This window comes from Halopseudomonas sp. L-58, assembly GCF_056859475.1.
This window is the reverse complement of sequence record NZ_JBSXON010000057.1, coordinates 40,933-56,352: the sequence shown is the minus strand read 5'-3', so window position 1 is coordinate 56,352 and position 15,420 is coordinate 40,933. Positions and strand designations below refer to the sequence as shown.

16 protein-coding genes and 1 tRNA gene are annotated in these 15,420 nt (G+C 59.9%); 8 read left to right on the top strand and 9 right to left on the bottom strand.

Annotated elements, in window-relative coordinates; translation table 11 throughout:
• Window positions 1–13 precede the first annotated feature (13 nt).
• A tRNA-Gly gene (locus AC13EY_RS08940) sits at window positions 14–108 on the top strand.
• Window positions 109–224: 116 nt separating this feature from the next.
• On the opposite strand, the gene AC13EY_RS08935 is transcribed toward AC13EY_RS08940, so the two are convergent.
• The 3 genes from AC13EY_RS08935 to AC13EY_RS08925 all read right to left on the bottom strand — a co-directional run bounded on the left by AC13EY_RS08935 (window position 225) and on the right by AC13EY_RS08925 (window position 4,754).
• Window positions 225–626 (bottom strand): PA2817 family protein, encoded by a 402-nt coding sequence (locus tag AC13EY_RS08935; RefSeq protein WP_482876022.1) that lies wholly within the window; start codon window positions 624–626, stop codon window positions 225–227.
• Between the two features lie 104 nt (window positions 627–730).
• Window positions 731–3,199, bottom strand: a complete 2,469-nt coding sequence (locus AC13EY_RS08930) for an acyl-CoA dehydrogenase (protein WP_482876038.1) — start codon at window positions 3,197–3,199, stop codon at window positions 731–733.
• Window positions 3,200–3,443: 244 nt separating this feature from the next.
• Complete coding sequence (locus tag AC13EY_RS08925; protein WP_228246594.1) at window positions 3,444–4,754, bottom strand: spinster family MFS transporter; 1,311 nt, start codon at window positions 4,752–4,754, stop codon at window positions 3,444–3,446.
• 228 nt (window positions 4,755–4,982) lie between these two features.
• Between AC13EY_RS08925 and AC13EY_RS08920 the strand changes: the two genes are divergently transcribed.
• From AC13EY_RS08920 to queF, 3 genes are read left to right on the top strand one after another with little or no spacing between them, the layout of a single operon-like run.
• The gene (locus tag AC13EY_RS08920; RefSeq protein ID WP_088273949.1) at window positions 4,983–5,915 is read left to right on the top strand and encodes an ABC transporter ATP-binding protein; all 933 of its coding nucleotides are present in this window, start codon (window positions 4,983–4,985) and stop codon (window positions 5,913–5,915) included.
• 2 nt (window positions 5,916–5,917) lie between these two features.
• Window positions 5,918–6,694: an ABC transporter permease gene (locus AC13EY_RS08915; RefSeq protein WP_285677368.1), complete on the top strand. Its 777-nt coding sequence runs from the start codon at window positions 5,918–5,920 to the stop codon at window positions 6,692–6,694.
• Between the two features lie 50 nt (window positions 6,695–6,744).
• Window positions 6,745–7,581, top strand: a complete 837-nt coding sequence (queF, locus tag AC13EY_RS08910) for an NADPH-dependent 7-cyano-7-deazaguanine reductase QueF (RefSeq protein ID WP_285677369.1) — start codon at window positions 6,745–6,747, stop codon at window positions 7,579–7,581.
• Window positions 7,582–7,622: 41 nt separating this feature from the next.
• Here the strand turns inward: queF and AC13EY_RS08905 are convergent, their stop codons facing one another.
• The 3 genes from AC13EY_RS08905 to AC13EY_RS08895 all read right to left on the bottom strand — a co-directional run bounded on the left by AC13EY_RS08905 (window position 7,623) and on the right by AC13EY_RS08895 (window position 9,028).
• Complete coding sequence (locus AC13EY_RS08905; protein WP_088273952.1) at window positions 7,623–7,901, bottom strand: DUF4404 family protein; 279 nt, start codon at window positions 7,899–7,901, stop codon at window positions 7,623–7,625.
• 74 nt (window positions 7,902–7,975) lie between these two features.
• Window positions 7,976–8,530: a hypothetical protein gene (locus tag AC13EY_RS08900; RefSeq protein ID WP_233049814.1), complete on the bottom strand. Its 555-nt coding sequence runs from the start codon at window positions 8,528–8,530 to the stop codon at window positions 7,976–7,978.
• Window positions 8,531–8,593: 63 nt separating this feature from the next.
• On the bottom strand, window positions 8,594–9,028 hold the full coding sequence (locus AC13EY_RS08895; protein WP_088273954.1) for an acyl-CoA thioesterase: 435 nt from the start codon (window positions 9,026–9,028) through the stop codon (window positions 8,594–8,596).
• Between the two features lie 102 nt (window positions 9,029–9,130).
• Here AC13EY_RS08895 and AC13EY_RS08890 point away from each other — a divergent pair, with 102 nt between their 5' ends.
• Window positions 9,131–9,859, top strand: coding sequence for an MlaA family lipoprotein (locus AC13EY_RS08890; RefSeq protein WP_228246588.1), 729 nt, complete (start codon window positions 9,131–9,133; stop codon window positions 9,857–9,859).
• A gap of 24 nt (window positions 9,860–9,883) precedes the next feature.
• Here the strand turns inward: AC13EY_RS08890 and AC13EY_RS08885 are convergent, their stop codons facing one another.
• On the bottom strand, window positions 9,884–10,189 hold the full coding sequence (locus AC13EY_RS08885) for a PilZ domain-containing protein (RefSeq protein WP_160003140.1): 306 nt from the start codon (window positions 10,187–10,189) through the stop codon (window positions 9,884–9,886).
• 230 nt (window positions 10,190–10,419) lie between these two features.
• On the opposite strand from AC13EY_RS08885, the gene AC13EY_RS08880 reads away from it, so the two are divergent.
• Both AC13EY_RS08880 and rssC read left to right on the top strand, forming a co-directional pair.
• Window positions 10,420–11,610, top strand: coding sequence for a PP2C family protein-serine/threonine phosphatase (locus tag AC13EY_RS08880; RefSeq protein ID WP_269687170.1), 1,191 nt, complete (start codon window positions 10,420–10,422; stop codon window positions 11,608–11,610).
• Window positions 11,610–12,098, top strand: coding sequence for an anti-sigma factor antagonist RssC (gene rssC, locus AC13EY_RS08875; RefSeq protein WP_088274321.1), 489 nt, complete (start codon window positions 11,610–11,612; stop codon window positions 12,096–12,098). The genes AC13EY_RS08880 and rssC overlap by 1 nt, the downstream gene beginning before the upstream one ends.
• Here rssC and tal read toward each other — a convergent pair.
• Together tal and dusA are read right to left on the bottom strand one after the other, a co-directional pair.
• A complete protein-coding gene (gene tal, locus AC13EY_RS08870; RefSeq protein ID WP_482876017.1) occupies window positions 12,087–13,037 on the bottom strand; it encodes a transaldolase in 951 nt (316 codons plus the stop codon). The two genes, rssC and tal, sit on opposite strands and share 12 nt — an antisense overlap.
• Window positions 13,038–13,096: 59 nt before the next feature.
• Window positions 13,097–14,113 (bottom strand): tRNA dihydrouridine(20/20a) synthase DusA, encoded by a 1,017-nt coding sequence (dusA, locus tag AC13EY_RS08865; protein WP_482876015.1) that lies wholly within the window; start codon window positions 14,111–14,113, stop codon window positions 13,097–13,099.
• Window positions 14,114–14,376: 263 nt separating this feature from the next.
• Between dusA and AC13EY_RS08860 the strand changes: the two genes are divergently transcribed.
• Window positions 14,377–15,318 carry an endonuclease gene (locus AC13EY_RS08860; protein ID WP_228246908.1) on the top strand — a complete coding sequence of 314 codons (942 nt, stop codon included), beginning with the start codon at window positions 14,377–14,379 and terminating at the stop codon, window positions 15,316–15,318.
• The last annotated feature ends 102 nt before the right edge of the window (window positions 15,319–15,420 follow it).

Sequence of the window (15,420 nt, the reverse complement as noted above, 5' to 3'; positions counted from 1 at the left end):
GCCCGAAATTCGGGCGCAAAAGGAATGGCTCAGTTGGTAGAGCGCGACCTTGCCGAGGTCGGGGCTGGGCGGGTAGCCTCGCGAGTTCGAGTCTCGTTTCCCGCTCCAGATTCAGCAAAAAAACCGTCCTTGAGACGGTTTTTTTTGTGCCCGAAATTCGGGCGCGCAGCAAGGGCAGGCGGCAGGGCCGACCTTGCCTCAACGGGGCAAGGCCGGTAATCGCCTCAGCGCGCCTGCAGCAACTGGCGGGCCTGCTCCCAGTCGAAGGGTTCGCCGCGGGCTTCCGCTTCGGCGCGGTGTTCATCCAGCAACTGATATTGGGCGATTTCTTCGTCAGGCATGAAGTGCAGGCAGTCGCCGCCAAAGTACCAGAGCAGGTCGCGGGGAATCAGGTGGGCGATCTGTGGGTAGCGGGCGATAATCTGGCAGAGGATATCCTGGCCCAGATACATATCATCGTGATTGCCATGTTGGAGCTGGTTCAGCAGCTCATTGAAACGCTCCATAAACAGCTCGTTGCTTTCTTCCGGTAGCTGTTCAAGCAGTGCCGACTGGGCGCGGATGGTGTCGTACAGGCTCTGCAACAGAGCCAGGTGATAGTCGTGATAGCCGAGTGTGTTGTTCATGGAGGACTCCTGATAGCGCAATGGCGGGGAGTCTATCAGGTTGCGAGCCACACCGCGCGGCGCGCGCAGAGGGTGGCCGGCGCTGTGGCCGGCCACCTGTCGCGCTAGGTGCTTTCGGTTTTGCCAGCCTTGCGGCGAGCGGGTTTATGCGGAGTCATTTCTTCCTTCGAAAAATCATCGACGGTAATCACCGCCAGGCGCGCAGCACGAGCCTCGCGCACCAGTTCGGCTTCCTCCGGGCTGATCACGCCGCTTTCGGCTGCAACTGCCAGCGTATCGGCATCGCTGTCATGGTCAAGCTCGCCCGAGCGCAGGGCCTTGTGCAGGCGTGCTTCGATAGGATCGGCGAGGATGACCTTGCTCAGCGCGCTGTTGAGCAGGCCGGTTACGTCGTTTGGATCCGCGCTCTGATAGCAGCCGGCAATCAGCCGATCACGTGAGGCGCCCGGGCGCATCAGGCGGCGGGCTATTTCGGCGCCGATCCGGTCACTCGGCGGATCAAGCCTGCGACCGAGCGGGAAGATAATGGTGCGAAGCAGGCAGCCCATCGATCGGTTCGGGAAGTTGCGCAGCACCTCGTGCAGGCTGGTTTCGATCCGATGCAGGAGGTCTTCCAGTCCCCACTGTACGAAGGGCAGATCCTCCTCCTGGCGCCCCTGGTCGTCGAAGTGCTTGAGGGTCGCGCTGGCAAGATAAAGATTGCTCATGATATCGCCCAGGCGTGCGGAGAGTCGCTCACGGCGTTTCAGCTCACCGCCCAGCATCAGCATGGTGCAGTCTGTCAGCGTGGCAAAAGCAGCCGCCAGACGTGAAAGCTGCTGGTAGTAACGGCGGGTTTGCGGGTAGTCCGGCACGCCGGCCAGACGTCCACCGGTCAGGCCCAGCAGCAGGCTGGCGGACGCATTGCTGAGCGAGAAGCCAATGTGCTCGAACAGCAGTCGATCAAAGTGGGTCAGGGCCTCGTTGTGATCGTCCAGTGCGGCGGCCTGCATTTCCCGCAGGACATAAGGATGGCAGCGAATGGCGCCCTGGCCGAAGATCATCATGTTGCGGGTCAGAATGTTGGCGCCCTCGACGGTGATCGAGATCGGCACGGACTGATAGGCGCGGCCGAGGTAATTTCGCGGGCCCATGCAGATGCCCTTGCCGCCGTGCACGTCCATGGCATCGTTGATGCACTGGCGCATGCGCTCGGTAAGGTGGTACTTGACCACTGCGGACAGCACCGAGGGCTTTTCGCCCAGATCGACGGCGCCGGCGGTCATGGTGCGCGCGGCATCCATAACATAGGTGTTGCCGCCGATCCGGGCCAGCGCTTCCTGAATGCCTTCAAACTCCCCGATGGGCAGATTGAACTGCTGGCGGATGCGGGCATAGGCGCCGGTGGTCATGCTGGCCATCTTGGCAGCGCCAATGCTGCCGGCCGGCAGCGAGATGGAGCGCCCGACCGACAGGCAGTTCATCAGCATCATCCAGCCCTGACCGATGCGTTCCTGCCCACCGATCAGGTAATCCATGGGGATGAATACGTCTGTGCCCGAGTTGGGACCGTTCATGAAGGCAGCGTTGAGCGGGAAGTGGCGTCGCCCGATGTTGACACCCTCGGTGTTGGTGGGAATCAGCGCAAGGGTAATGCCAAGCGACTCTTCGTCGCCGAGCAGGTGGTCCGGGTCATAGGCCTTGAAGGCCAGGCCCAGCACCGTTGCCACGGGGCCTAGGGTGATATAGCGCTTCTCCCAGGTAACGCGCAGGCCGACGACTTCCTCGCCGTTCCACTGGCCTTTGCAGATGATGCCCTTGTCGGGCATGGCTCCGGCATCGGACCCGGCTTCAGGCGCAGTCAGGGCAAAGCAGGGGACCTCTTCGCCACGGGCCAGACGGGGCAGGTAGTGCTGTTTCTGTTCCTCGGTGCCGTAGTGCATCAGCAGCTCGGCAGGGCCGAGCGAGTTGGGCACCATGACTGTTGAGCCCAGATCGCCGCTGCGGCTGGCCAGTTTCATCGCGATCTGGGAGTGGGCGTAGGCCGAGAAGCCCTTGCCGCCGTACTCCTTGGGGATGATCAGGCCAAAGAAGCCGTTGTCCTTAATGAATTGCCAGACGTTCGGTGGCAGGTCCTGTAATTCGGTAGTGACTTGCCACTCGTTGGTCATTTGGCACAGCTGTTCAACCGGGCCATCAAGAAATGCCTGCTCCTCTTCGGTCAGGCGCGGGGTCGGGAAGTTGTGCAGCTTGCCCCAGTCAGGGCGACCGCTCAACAGCTCGCCGTCCCACCAGACGGTGCCGGCATCCAGGGCTTGCTGTTCGGTGTCCGATAACGGCGGCAGTACCTTGCGGAACCAGCCGAGCAAGGGCGCGCTGATACTCTGGCGACGCCAGTCCGGCAGGTTGAGCGGTACGGCAATGCCAAGGAATACAGCCCACAACAGCAGATCAAGCAGCCAGTGGGTGGAGCCGAGTAGCGTCATTACGGCGAGATAGGCTGCTACGCCGATGGTGGCATTGAGCAGGCTCGTTCGGATGTAGGCCAGGCCGGCGATACACAGTAGCAGGCCGATGAGCCAAAGCAGGGTCATCATAATACGCACTCCTTTTCGGTACATCTCTGCAGACCAGAGGATGTGCTGAAAAATTCCGTTCGACCTTCGATCCCCGGCGGACGCAGGCGATGACGCGCTCGGTGCCGGGCGATGTGTGGTGATACTGCGGGGGAATATCGTTGTTCAGCACCCTTTCAGCATAGCCGGTTTGGGTGGCAGGGGCGGGAGTGGAGCAGTGACAGGGTATTACGGGCGCCATAAGGCGCCCGTAACGGAGGCGTCAGCCGTCGACGGTGTCGAGGTCCTGACGGATAGTGCGGCCGGCGAGATAGTAGTGCGCGCAGGCCCAGATGTTGACGAATGCCGCGCCGATCAGGGCATAGCGCAGGCTGTCTGAGCCGAACGGGCCGCTGACCAGGTCACTGACAATACCGATCAGTTGCGGGCCCAGGCCCAGGCCGACCAGATTCAGTACCAGCAGCATGATGGCCGAGGCCAGGGCGCGGCTACGCAGCGGGGTCAGGCTCTGGATCATCGCGAAGCTGGGGCCGAGATAGAAGGCACCAAGGAACACCGCCGGGCAATACACAACCAAGGCCCAGAAGGTGCTGTCTACCATATAAAAGGCAATGATGAAGGGAATCGCCAGCAGTTTGGCCAGGCCGACAATCCATGCGTTCCAGCTGGCGTCGCGTGCCGCCAGTTTGTCTGCCAGCATTCCGCCAATCCAGGCGCCCAGGCCGCCAACAACGCCCATCAGCGGACCAAGGAACAGACCTACCTGGCCAGGAGTCAGGCCGTGGCTGCGAATCAGGAAAGCCGGGTTCCAAACGATGGTGCCATAACCGACCAGTGCCGTCAGGGTAACCCCCAGAACCACGTGGCGCGTTGTGCGCACGCGCCACAATACGGCAAAACCGGCCTTGATATTGACCTTGCCCATCGGCGGCGGCTTGACGCCATCCGCGAAGCCGCGCGGCGGCTCGATCATGGTGAAACGCACCAGCAGGGCGATCAGGATGCCGGGCAGACCAACCACGAAGAAGGCAGCACGCCAGCCCCACCATTCAGCGACAAAACCACCGACGATAAAGCCAATCATGATCCCGAGGTAGACGCCCAGGGCATAGATCGACATGGCGCTGGAGCGTTGCTCCTTCGGATAGAGGTCGGCAATCATCGAGTGCGACGGCGGACTCGAGCCGGCTTCACCGATGCCGACGCCAATGCGGGCGATGGCCAGCTGCCAGAAGTTCTGCGCAAGACCGCACACCGCAGTCATGGCACTCCAGATGGCAATGGACCAGGCAATAATGTTGCGGCGGTTGGAGCGGTCGGCAAAGATCGCGATCGGAATACCCAGGGTTGCGTAGAACAGGGCAAAGGCGATGCCGGACAGGAAGCCCAACTGGGTGTCCGACAGCAACAGGTCGGCCTTCAAGGGTTCGATCAGGATACCGACGATGTTGCGGTCGACGTGGCTGGACGTGTAGGCCAGGACCAGAATCAACAACGCGTAGCGTCGATAGGCGGGGGTAATGCGATGACTGACGTCTTGCGTGTCAGCCGCGGTGTCTGGCGTTTGGGCCATGTGTTGTCTCCGGCGTTTGTTGTTCTGCGGCGAGAATACGTTGTCCCGCAGATCGTAACAATCAACTGCATGGCTGCATTTGTAGCAAAATTGTAAGCCACTTATTCCGCACAGCGGTATCTGTATTCGCAGTTTGGGTGCGAATTCCTCGAGGTGCCAGCAGTTGGACTTGATTCCTGCGTATCTGCCCCCATAGTTAGCCCTCCACTTCCAAGCGTGAGGCAAGGCATGACTGCAGCTATACGTATCCGGGGGCTTGAGAAGACCTATGCCACCGGAATGCGCGCTCTCAAGGGCATCGATCTGGAGGTGCGCGAGGGCGACTTTTTTGCTCTGCTGGGGCCCAACGGGGCAGGCAAGTCGACGACGATCGGCATTCTGTCTTCTCTGGTCAACAAGTCGGCAGGCGAAGTCAGCATCTTCGGGCATGACATTGATCGCGAGCTGCTTGCAGCCAAGCGCTGCATCGGGGTGGTGCCGCAGGAGTTCAACTTCAGTCAGTTCGAGAAGGTAATCGACATTCTGGTCAGTCAGGCCGGCTATTACGGCATCCCGCTGGCCCGTGCACGTGAGCGCGCCGAGCATTATCTCAAGCGACTTGGGTTGTGGGAAAAACGCGACGTACCCTCTCGCATGCTGTCCGGTGGCATGAAGCGTCGGCTGATGATTGCCCGCGCGCTGATCCACGAGCCCAAACTGTTGATTCTGGATGAGCCCACCGCCGGCGTGGATATCGAAATTCGCCGCTCGATGTGGCAGTTCCTTCAGGAGATCAATGCCCAAGGCATCACCATTGTGCTGACCACGCACTATCTGGAAGAGGCTGAGCAGCTGTGCCGCCACATCGCGATTATCGATGAGGGCCGGATCATTCATAACACCAGCATGCGTGCGCTGCTGAAAGAGCTGCATGTCGAAACCTTCCTGCTCGATACGCGCCAGACCCTGACCGACGCGCCGGCACTGGCAGGTTACGCGGCGCGACTCGTTGACGAGCATACGCTTGAGGTGCAGGTGGACAAGGCGCAAGGTCTGAATGCGTTGTTTGCAGCGCTCACAGAGTCCGGAATCGAGGTGGTGAGCATGCGCAACAAAAGTAACCGGCTGGAGGAGTTGTTTCTTACGCTGGTGGATGAAAACGCCGAGAAGAAGGGGGCCTGAGCATGCAGTACTGGCAACAGGGCTGGGTGGCATTCACGACCATCCTGACCAAGGAGATTCGCCGCTTTACCCGGATATGGGCGCAGACATTGCTCCCGCCGGCGATCACCATGACGCTGTATTTCGTCATCTTTGGTCACCTGATCGGCAGTCGCATTGGCGAGATGGGCGGGTTCCGTTATATCGATTACATCGTACCGGGCCTGATCATGATGTCGGTGATTACCAACAGCTATTCCAACGTGGTCTCGAGTTTCTTCAGTACCAAATTTCAGCGCTCCATTGAGGAGCTGATGGTCGCTCCGGTGTCGCCGCATGTGATCCTGCTTGGCTACACCTTTGGCGGTGTTGCCCGCGGGCTGGCCGTCGGGCTGATCGTAACGCTGACGTCACTGTTCTTCACCAAGCTGCGTGTTGAGCACGTTTGGCTGACCATTGTGGTGGTCTTCTTTACCTCGCTGGTGTTTTCGCTCGGCGGCTTTATCAACGCGGTATTCGCCCGGACCTTCGACGATATCTCGATCGTGCCGACCTTCGTGCTGACGCCGCTGACCTATCTGGGTGGGGTATTCTACTCGATCAACCTGTTGCCGCCGTTCTGGCATGCGGTGTCGCAGGTCAACCCGATTCTGCATATGGTCAACGCGTTCCGATACGGCATTCTCGGGGTGTCCGATATTCCAATCGGGACTGCCCTGATCATCATGGCTATCTTTACCGTGGCGCTCTACAGCGTGAGCTACTGGTTGCTGGTCAGAGGCACGGGTATGCGGCAATAATGGGCGCGGGCCGTCAGCCGGCGGCCCGTTGTCGATCCCCGGGGTATTCCATGTCTGATCATCCTGCGACCGAGTCGCCGCTGGGCAAGTCCAGTACCTACATCAGCGTTTACACGCCGTCGCTGCTGTATCCAATCTCACGACTGCCGAAATGGCAGGAGTTGGGGCTGGATCCGCAGCAACTGCCGTTTCACGGCGCTGATATCTGGAACTGCTTCGAATTGTCCTGGCTGACACCCTCTGGCAAGCCCGTGGTGGCTGCGGCCGAGTTCGTGTTCCCGATCAAGGCGGCGCGGATTGTCGAGTCCAAGTCCTTCAAGCTGTACCTGAACTCACTCAATCAGACGGTTTTTCGTGATCGCCACGACCTGTTGAAGACGCTGGAAACCGACCTGTCGGTTGCGGCGCAGGGGCCGGTCATGGTCCGCTTGCTGAGCATGCAGCAGCTGCATCAGGCGGGTTTGCTGGTATTGCCCGGTACCTGTGTCGATGATCTGGAGGTTGAGGTATCCGAGTACAGTTACGATCCGTCGCTGCTGACCCTTGCACCCAACGCAGGGCCGGTGACCGAGGTCCTTCACAGTCATTTGCTGAAATCCAACTGCCCGGTGACAGGTCAGCCGGATTGGGGTTCTGTGCAGATCAGCTACAGCGGGCCTCAACTCGATCACGCGTCTCTGCTGCGCTACCTGGTTTCGTTCAGGCAGCACTCGGATTTCCACGAGCAATGCGTGGAACGTATCTTCCTGGATATTCTCAAGCAGTTGGGTGAAGGGGCGTCGCTGACGGTTTATGCGCGCTATGTTCGTCGGGGTGGATTGGACATCAATCCCTGGCGCTCAACGCAACCCGGCATGCCGGAAAACCTGCGATTGGCGCGACAGTAGGAAACGTACCGGTGCTCCGCCGCAGCGGAGCACCGGGATTGTCAGATGCCCATGTCGGCCAGGCTCTGCATCACGCTGCGCAGGGTACTTGCAAGGGTGGGGTGACGGGCCTCGAATTGTTCGGCCATCAGGTTGACGCCGTCCACCAGGCTTGGGTCTTCATCAACTTGCAGATCCGTGGTTTCATTCAGCAGTCGTGCCTCAAGGCTGGTTGCCAGCGCCTGCAGGGCTTCATGCTCTTCGCTGCTAAGCGGCGAGTTGCTTTCATTCAGTGTTTGCTGCAAAGACTCCAGCTGAGACTTCAAACGATCTGAGGGCATACGGTTCTCCTGTCCATCCGGTTTGGTTCCACTATACCCCCAGATCAATACGACGTCCGCCGCTTTTGCGCCAATCAGCCCGTTGTCTGACGCAGCGCAATATCCCGCAGACAGCTGTCAAGTTCGCTAATGTCATCAATGACATAGTGAGCGCCAGCGTTCATCAGCGTCATGGTTGCCTGCAGCCGTATGCGATCCTGTTCGTCATGTGTCAGTGTTGCCCAGCGCTCGTTGCCATGTCGGTCCAGAGCGCCGCTGAGTGCGGTGCCAACCGTCCAAAGGCCGGCGTTGAGCCCCGCGCTGATGCCGTCGGCGCAGCCGCTCACAAGAACGCAGCGTTTCAGGGCGCTGGCCTTGAGGCGCACGGCAACGGCGGCGGGAAGGTCGGGCGCAGGGAAGGGGCGCAGCTGGTCGTCGCTGCGAACGGTGGCGTCGGTTAGCGCGTCCAGCGAGGCGAACGGATGGTCAGGAGCTTGAATAATCAGGCCGGTGCGGATGTCGTCATGGCGCAGCCGCTCCAGGGCAGGAATTGCCTGCGGCAGCAATGTGGCGGCGCTGGCGTTCGATCGGGCTGTTGTCAAGGTGCCTGAAAGATCGAAGAGAACAGCCTCGATCTGCTGTGCGGTCATGTGCGGTGCTCCTGGTCGCAAACGCGTGTTGACCGCACATGATGGTTGCAAAATGTGTCAGATTTATGACCCGGCTTCGTCCAGCGGCTCGGCTCCCATGGCAAGCCGAACGCTGTTGGGTACCGGAATCGGGCGCTGATTGTCGACAGTAATCCAGACCATCTTGACGTCGCCGTACCCGATCACATCGGGCTGGCCCTTGATGTAAAGCTTGTGCTCGAGCGTCAGACTGGTGCGACCAACCACGCCGGCGTACAGCTCAACAATGATGGTGCCCGGGTGGAAGGCCGGCTTCAGAAAATGGTGGGTGCAGGTCAGCAGCACCAGGCCCTGGCCTACCTCACGTCGGGGCGCTCCCAGGCCGTCCAGCCACTCGATGCGGGCGTCTTCCAGATACTGGTAATACCGGGTGTTGTTGACGTGCTGGTTGCTGTCCATATCGCCATAGCGAATGGGGATTTCGGTGGTATAGAGCAGGGTCTTGTTCGGATCGGTCATGGTAAATATCGCTGAAATTCATGGAAATTATGCATTACACTGGCAGGCCCGCAGAGCCCTTCGGCGACTGCATCTCAAAAGCGAGGAATGGAGAAACCGCTGATGAATCTGTTGAATACAGGAGCCTTGGCAATGGTGTTGTCGGCGCTGTCGCTGACCTGTATTACACCCGTTTTTGCTGCCGATGACTACGACGATTACGCGTCGGAGTATGCGGATCCGGATCCGTGGGAGCGCTTCAATCGCGTCACCTTCAGCTTCAACGACACGCTAGACCGCTATACGCTCAAGCCGGTTGCCAAGGGCTACAAGGCGGTAACTCCGCAATTTATGCGCGATGGGGTGGGCAACTTCTTCAACAACCTCGAAGAGCCGGCCAACTTCCTGAACAATGGCCTGCAGGGCAAGTTCAACGAAGCCGGTGTCGACATGTCGCGCTTCCTGTTCAACACCTTGCTGGGTGGCTTCGGTCTGGTGGATGTGGCTACTCGCATGGGGCTGGAGCGCAACGATGAGGACCTGGGGCAGACCCTTGGTTACTGGGGGGTTGAGAGCGGGCCGTATCTGGTTTTGCCCTTCCTCGGGCCCAATACAGTGCGCGATACGGCGTCGAAGCTTCCAGAGAACTTCCTCAATTACACCTACACCGGCTATATGAACGACGTGCGCGTTCGTAACCAGATGTTTGCGCTGGAGACGGTCGATATCCGCAGTGGTCTGCTGGATCAGGAGCGCCTGATTACCGGAGATCGCTACACCTTTGTTCGCAATGCCTATCTTCAGAATCGCGAATACAAGGTGCGTGACGGTAACGTCCCCGACGAGTTCTGATCGCCGGGGTGGGGCACGGCTGTGTCAGTTCAGGCTGTCGAATCGCAGCCCGATACTGAAGCGGCCGTTGTTCTCTGCCTGGCAGCGCACTACCTCTCCTTTGGCCTGCAGCCCTTGCATGCCGGGGGTGGGTGAGGGAATCGACAGGGTGATGAGCGTGCCAGCGGCGACGGCTTCACCCGCCGTGACCTGGGCTCCCTGGTTGGAAAGGTCGCGGCAAATAACGTCGCACGAATGGTTATCGGCACCAAAGGTAAGTGTTGCGGCAGTTTCCACGGTCATACGCATGAAATCACGCTTCTCACTGTACTGCTGATCATGAAACGACATCGGCGACTCCGGCTCTGGCAGATATGTCGGTTTTTCTGGTTTTCTCCCCGTCATCCTAGTTCCGAGTCGAGACCTCGACAAGCACCCTGCGGTCCTTCTGCAACGGTTGCTTGCGGCAACGGATGGGAGTAGTGTTTCCCCCTTGAAAACGCCGGGTTATTTCCGGTTTATCCAAATCACCCTGTGGTCGCCGCGAATGATGCGCGCAGCGACAATGACGTAGGGATTCTATGCAGCCTCCAGGCACCACACTGCTGGTGATCGATGACGACGACAAGGCTCGTCAGAGTCTGTCGGCACTGTTGGAAGGGAACGGGTATGACGTGCTCCAGGCGACGAACGCTGGTAGCGGCCTGACCCTGTTCAACACCCGGCATCCCGAGCTGATCCTGTGTGATCTGCAACTCGGCGACAATCAGGGCTTTGAGCTGGTTCGCCAGATGACCGAGTCGGCGCATGGCGCCCCGGTTATTGTCATGTCGGCTGACGGCGCAATGAACGACGTGGTGCAGGCGCTCAGACTGGGTGCCAGCGACTTTCTCCTCAATCCCCTGAATGACCCCGAGGTACTGGAGCACGCGGTGCGGCGAGCGCTTGACCGTTATCGCCTGCGTCTGGAGAACGAACGGATTCGCGAGCGGCTTGAACGTGCCAACCGCGAGCTTGAGGTCCACCTCAAGGAGCTGCGTGACGATCAGGCTGCCGGGCATCAGGTGCAGCTCAACATGCTGCCTGTCACACCCTGGGTCAGTGGCGAGTACACCCTTGAGCACAAGCTGATTCCGTCGTTGTACCTCTCGGGGGACTTTGTTGACTATTTCCGGGTATCCGACTCGCAGTTGGCGTTCTATTTGGCAGACGTGTCTGGCCATGGGTCTTCTTCTGCCTTCGTGACCGTGTTGCTCAAGTTCATGACCACCCGTTTGCTTTATGAGCGTCGCAAGCTGGAAGGCCAGGGACGTATCGAGTTCAAGCCCTCAGACGTGCTGGGCCACATCAACCGCAGCCTGATCAGCTGCAAGCTTGGCAAGCATGTAACCATGCTCGGTGGTGTGATTGATGAGCAGGACCAGACGCTGACCTACAGTATTGGTGGCCACCTGCCGCTGCCGGTGATCTGCGCCGATGGCGAGGCGCACTATCTGACAGGCAAGGGGCGGCCGGTAGGCTTGTTCGAGGATGCCGAGTATCAGGATCAGACCATCCCTTTGCCGGAGCGCTTCAGTCTTACCTTGTGTTCCGATGGTGTGCTGGACTGTCTGCAAGGGGCTACCCTGAAGGAGAAGGAAGCGCGTCTTCCTGTGCTGATAGCCGAGCAGGATGGCCGCATGCAAGGTATCATGGCGTCCCTCGGGCTGGGGCCCGATAAAACGATGCCCGATGATATATCCGTATTGGTGTTGAGCAGGAACGCAGAATGATGACGACAGGCAAGATTCAGTTTGCGGAAGCGCAAGGCACCTTTGTGCTCAAGTTTATCGGTGACGTGCGCCTGACGCTGTGTGCGGCGCTGGATGCCTATATCGAAAAGATCTTCAGTGTGCTGACTTTCAAGGCCATTGTGATCGATCTGACAGAGACCGAGTGCATCGACAGCACCTCGCTGGGGCTGCTTGCGAAGCTTTCAATCCTGTCGCGGCAGAAGGTTGGTTTTTTGCCGACGCTGGTATCCAACCATGAAGACATGAACCGCCTGCTGCAGAGCATGGGGTTTGATCAGGTCTTCAATATCGTGTCCGAATCCACGCCGACCTGCGAGGAGCTGCAGGATTTGCCGGCGCAGATGCTTTCCGAAGACAAGGTCAAACACAAGGTGCTGGAGGCCCATCGCATTCTGATGGACCTCAACGACAGTAACCGTGAAGCGTTTCGCGACCTGGTCAGTGCACTGGAAAAGTCAGACAGCTAAGCCCAGCCTGCTTGCAACCAACTGTTCCAGCTTGAGCTGGTCTGCCGCGAAAGCCCGAATACCCTCAGCCAGCTTCTCGGTTGCCATGGCGTCCTCATTGTGAGCCCAGCGAAAGCCGATCTGATCCAGCTCGACACGCGGGTCGACAGCCCCTTCCCGCAGCAATCGTGACGGCGTCAGTGTGCCGGCCTGATCGGCCAGGCTCTCCAGCAGTTGCGGGCTGATGGTCAGGCGGTCACAGCCGGCCAGGGCTTCGATTTGTCCGGTGTTGCGGAAGCTGGCACCCATCACGACTGTCTCGTACATGTGCGCCTTGTAGTAACGGAAGATGCGCGCCACCGATTGCACGCCCGGATCATCAAAACCGCTGAAGTCGCGGCCTTCGTGCTGCTTGTACCAGTCATAGATTCGGCCCACGAAGGGCGAGATCAGATAGACCCCGGCATCGGCACAGGCCTGGGCCTGAGCAAACGAGAACAGCAGTGTCAGGTTGCACTGGATGCCTTCGCGCTCCAGCGCGGCGGCGGCCTGAATCCCTTCCCAGGTGGCGGCAATCTTGATCAGTACCCGATCACGGGTGATGCCGGCACGTTCGTACAGCTCGATCAGCTCGCAGGCCTTGCGAAAGGTCGCGTCCTGATCAAACGACAGGCGCGCGTCCACCTCGGTAGAAATGCGCCCCGGGATCAGCCCCAGGATTTCACTGCCAACCGCTACCGCAAAGCGATCACAGGCGTTGCCAAGCGGCTCTGCGCTGCCTTTTGCCTCGCCGATTGAACGCTCCAGCAGAGGCGCGCAGCTGGGCAGGCCTGCCGCCTTGAGCAGCAGTGAGGGGTTGGTGGTCGCGTCGATCGGCTGGTGCTGGCGGATGGCGTCGATGTCGCCGGTGTCGGCGACGATCAGGGTGTGTTGTTTCAGGCTTTCGAGTTTTGAGGTCATGGTGCGGTGGTACTCCCTAGTATGCTCCGACCTTACCTCATAGGCTTTGACAGCCGCAATCAGCCAACGCGTGCCTGCATCTGTTCCAGCAGCGCATCGTACAGCGCCAGCGGCTCGTCGGTGCGATGAATGGTCGTGCTCAGCTCGCGGCGGAAGTGGCGCGCGCCGGGTAAGCCCTGGAACAGCCCGAGCATATGGCGCGTAATGTGGTGCATCTGGCCGCCGGCGGCGATGTGGCGCTCGATATACGGGCGCATCAGTGCCATCACCTCGATCCGCGATGGCAGCGGATAGTCGTCACCGAAGAAGCGGCGATCTACCTCGGATAGCAACCATGGGTTATGGTACGCCTCGCGACCGACCATGACGCCATCAACGTGGGCAAGCTGCGCTTGCATGACATCCAGGTCGGTCAGGCCGCCGTTGAGGATGATTTCCAGCTGCGGGAAGTCGCGCTTGAGCTGATGCACCACCTCGTACTTCAGCGGCGGTATCTCGCGATTCTCCTTCGGCGACAGCCCCTCCAGAATGGCAATGCGCGCATGCACTGTGAAGCTGGTGCAGCCTGCGGCGTGAACAGTGCCAACGAAATCGCACAGTTCCTCGTAACTCTCCCTGCCGTTGATGCCGATGCGGTGCTTGACCGTAATCGGCGTGCTGCACGCATCCTGCATCGCCTTCACACAGTCACCCACCAGCGCCGGATGCGCCATCAGGCAGGCGCCGATCATATTGTTCTGCACCCGGTCGCTGGGGCAGCCGACGTTCAGGTTGACCTCGGTGTAGCCGGCTCGCTCGGCCAGCACCGCGCACTGAGCCAGCTCCTGCGGATTACTGCCGCCCAACTGCAACGCCAGCGGCTGCTCCTCGGCGCTGTATCCCAGAAACCGCTCGGGATCACCATGCAGCACCGCACCGGTTGTCACCATCTCGGTATACAGCAATGCGTGCCGGCTGATCAGCCGCGCAAAGTAGCGATAGTGGCGATCAGTCCAGTCCATCATCGGCGCAACGCTGAAGCGGCGATTGGGCTCTGGCCGCGTGGTTACTGGGCTGGATATGGGTTCCGGGTGCATTTCTGACTGCCTGTTAGATTACTGAGTTCTGCTGCCAACCCCTTTGCGCGTTGCTGGCGTTGATGCTGTGAGAGGCCTGCGATGGTGTCCGCCGGGCTGGGGGCGAGCAGTTTATCAGGAAAGTCGGTGCTCGGCGGTAGCCTGTCCGATCGGCGGGGCTGCTATGCCTTTGGCGTCGGGCTTGCGTTGGGTCTGTATCGATTGCTGTCCCTGTCACGATTGCATCCTTACAATGCGACCCTTTTCGCAAAAGCTCAGTGTTTATGAAGTCTCTGATCGTTTCCCTTTTTGTTCTGCTGTGCGTTGTTCCCCATGTATTTGCCGATGCGCCCGAGGGTTTCTCCGCGGCCAAGGCCGTGGCCAAGCGGCATATTTTCTTTGATGAGTTTGCCCTGGAGCAGGGTGACCTGTACTGCGGTTGTCGCTGGGACTGGGTAGGGCGATCCGGGGGGCGAATTGATGCCGATTCCTGCGGCTATGAAACCCGGGCCCAGCAGGTCCGGGCCGAGCGCATTGAATGGGAGCATATTGTGCCGGCCTGGGTATTCGGTCATCAGCGCCAGTGCTGGCAGAGCGGTGGTCGGCGCAATTGTACGGCACAGGACCCGGTATTCCGTGCCATGGAGGCTGATCTGTTCAACCTCTATCCCGCCGTCGGCGAGGTTAACGGCGATCGCAGCAACTACCAGTACGCGATGGTGCGCGGGGTATCGCCGCAGTATGGTGCCTGCCCGTCAAAGGTCGACTTCAAGGGGCGGGCTGCCGAGCCGCGGGATGAGGTCAAGGGGCTGGTGGCGCGGGTGCATTTTTACATGTACGACCGTTATGGGTTGTCGATGTCCCGTCAGCAGCAGCAATTGCTGATGGCCTGGGGCCGGCAGTATCCGGTGAGCGAGTGGGAGCGCGAATGGAGTGATCGAACCGCGCGGGTGATGGGTCATGAAAATCCGTTTGTGACAGGTGCAGCCGTTTGGACACGCGGCCATCGGCCGTCCCGTTCCGGCCTGGCATCGGCAGCGCGGGAGGTTGGTCAACCGGCGGCCTTCAGATCAGGTGTGATTATTGGCAACCGTAACAGCCGGGTATATCACCTGCCGGACGGCTGCCCGAGCTACGATCGAGTCGCGGAGCGTAATCAGGTGCATTTCGAGAGTGAAGAGCAGGCGCAGAGGGCGGGCTTCAGCAAGGCGGGCAACTGCCGTTAGTACCTGTCTGCCGGGCGCTGGGCTCTGCGGTGACGCTGCCATTCACCCCGTTGATAGCATCGTGATCACGGCAGGCGTAGTGCTTTCCTACCCGGCAGCGAT

Coding starts and splice junctions, on each gene's coding strand:
- AC13EY_RS08860 (WP_228246908.1), top strand. CDS start 14,377: ATGAAGTCTCTGATCGTTTCCCTTTTTGTTCTGCTGTGCGTTGTTCCC.
- AC13EY_RS08925 (WP_228246594.1), bottom strand. CDS start 4,754: ATGGCCCAAACGCCAGACACCGCGGCTGACACGCAAGACGTCAGTCAT.
- AC13EY_RS08915 (WP_285677368.1), top strand. CDS start 5,918: ATGCAGTACTGGCAACAGGGCTGGGTGGCATTCACGACCATCCTGACC.
- rssC (WP_088274321.1), top strand. CDS start 11,610: ATGACGACAGGCAAGATTCAGTTTGCGGAAGCGCAAGGCACCTTTGTG.
- AC13EY_RS08900 (WP_233049814.1), bottom strand. CDS start 8,530: ATGACCGCACAGCAGATCGAGGCTGTTCTCTTCGATCTTTCAGGCACC.
- AC13EY_RS08920 (WP_088273949.1), top strand. CDS start 4,983: ATGACTGCAGCTATACGTATCCGGGGGCTTGAGAAGACCTATGCCACC.
- AC13EY_RS08890 (WP_228246588.1), top strand. CDS start 9,131: ATGAATCTGTTGAATACAGGAGCCTTGGCAATGGTGTTGTCGGCGCTG.
- AC13EY_RS08895 (WP_088273954.1), bottom strand. CDS start 9,028: ATGACCGATCCGAACAAGACCCTGCTCTATACCACCGAAATCCCCATT.
- AC13EY_RS08905 (WP_088273952.1), bottom strand. CDS start 7,901: ATGCCCTCAGATCGTTTGAAGTCTCAGCTGGAGTCTTTGCAGCAAACA.
- AC13EY_RS08880 (WP_269687170.1), top strand. CDS start 10,420: ATGCAGCCTCCAGGCACCACACTGCTGGTGATCGATGACGACGACAAG.
- tal (WP_482876017.1), bottom strand. CDS start 13,037: ATGACCTCAAAACTCGAAAGCCTGAAACAACACACCCTGATCGTCGCC.
- AC13EY_RS08930 (WP_482876038.1), bottom strand. CDS start 3,199: ATGACCCTGCTTTGGCTCATCGGCCTGCTACTGTGTATCGCCGGCCTG.
- AC13EY_RS08885 (WP_160003140.1), bottom strand. CDS start 10,189: ATGTCGTTTCATGATCAGCAGTACAGTGAGAAGCGTGATTTCATGCGT.
- AC13EY_RS08935 (WP_482876022.1), bottom strand. CDS start 626: ATGAACAACACACTCGGCTATCACGACTATCACCTGGCTCTGTTGCAG.
- dusA (WP_482876015.1), bottom strand. CDS start 14,113: ATGCACCCGGAACCCATATCCAGCCCAGTAACCACGCGGCCAGAGCCC.
- queF (WP_285677369.1), top strand. CDS start 6,745: ATGTCTGATCATCCTGCGACCGAGTCGCCGCTGGGCAAGTCCAGTACC.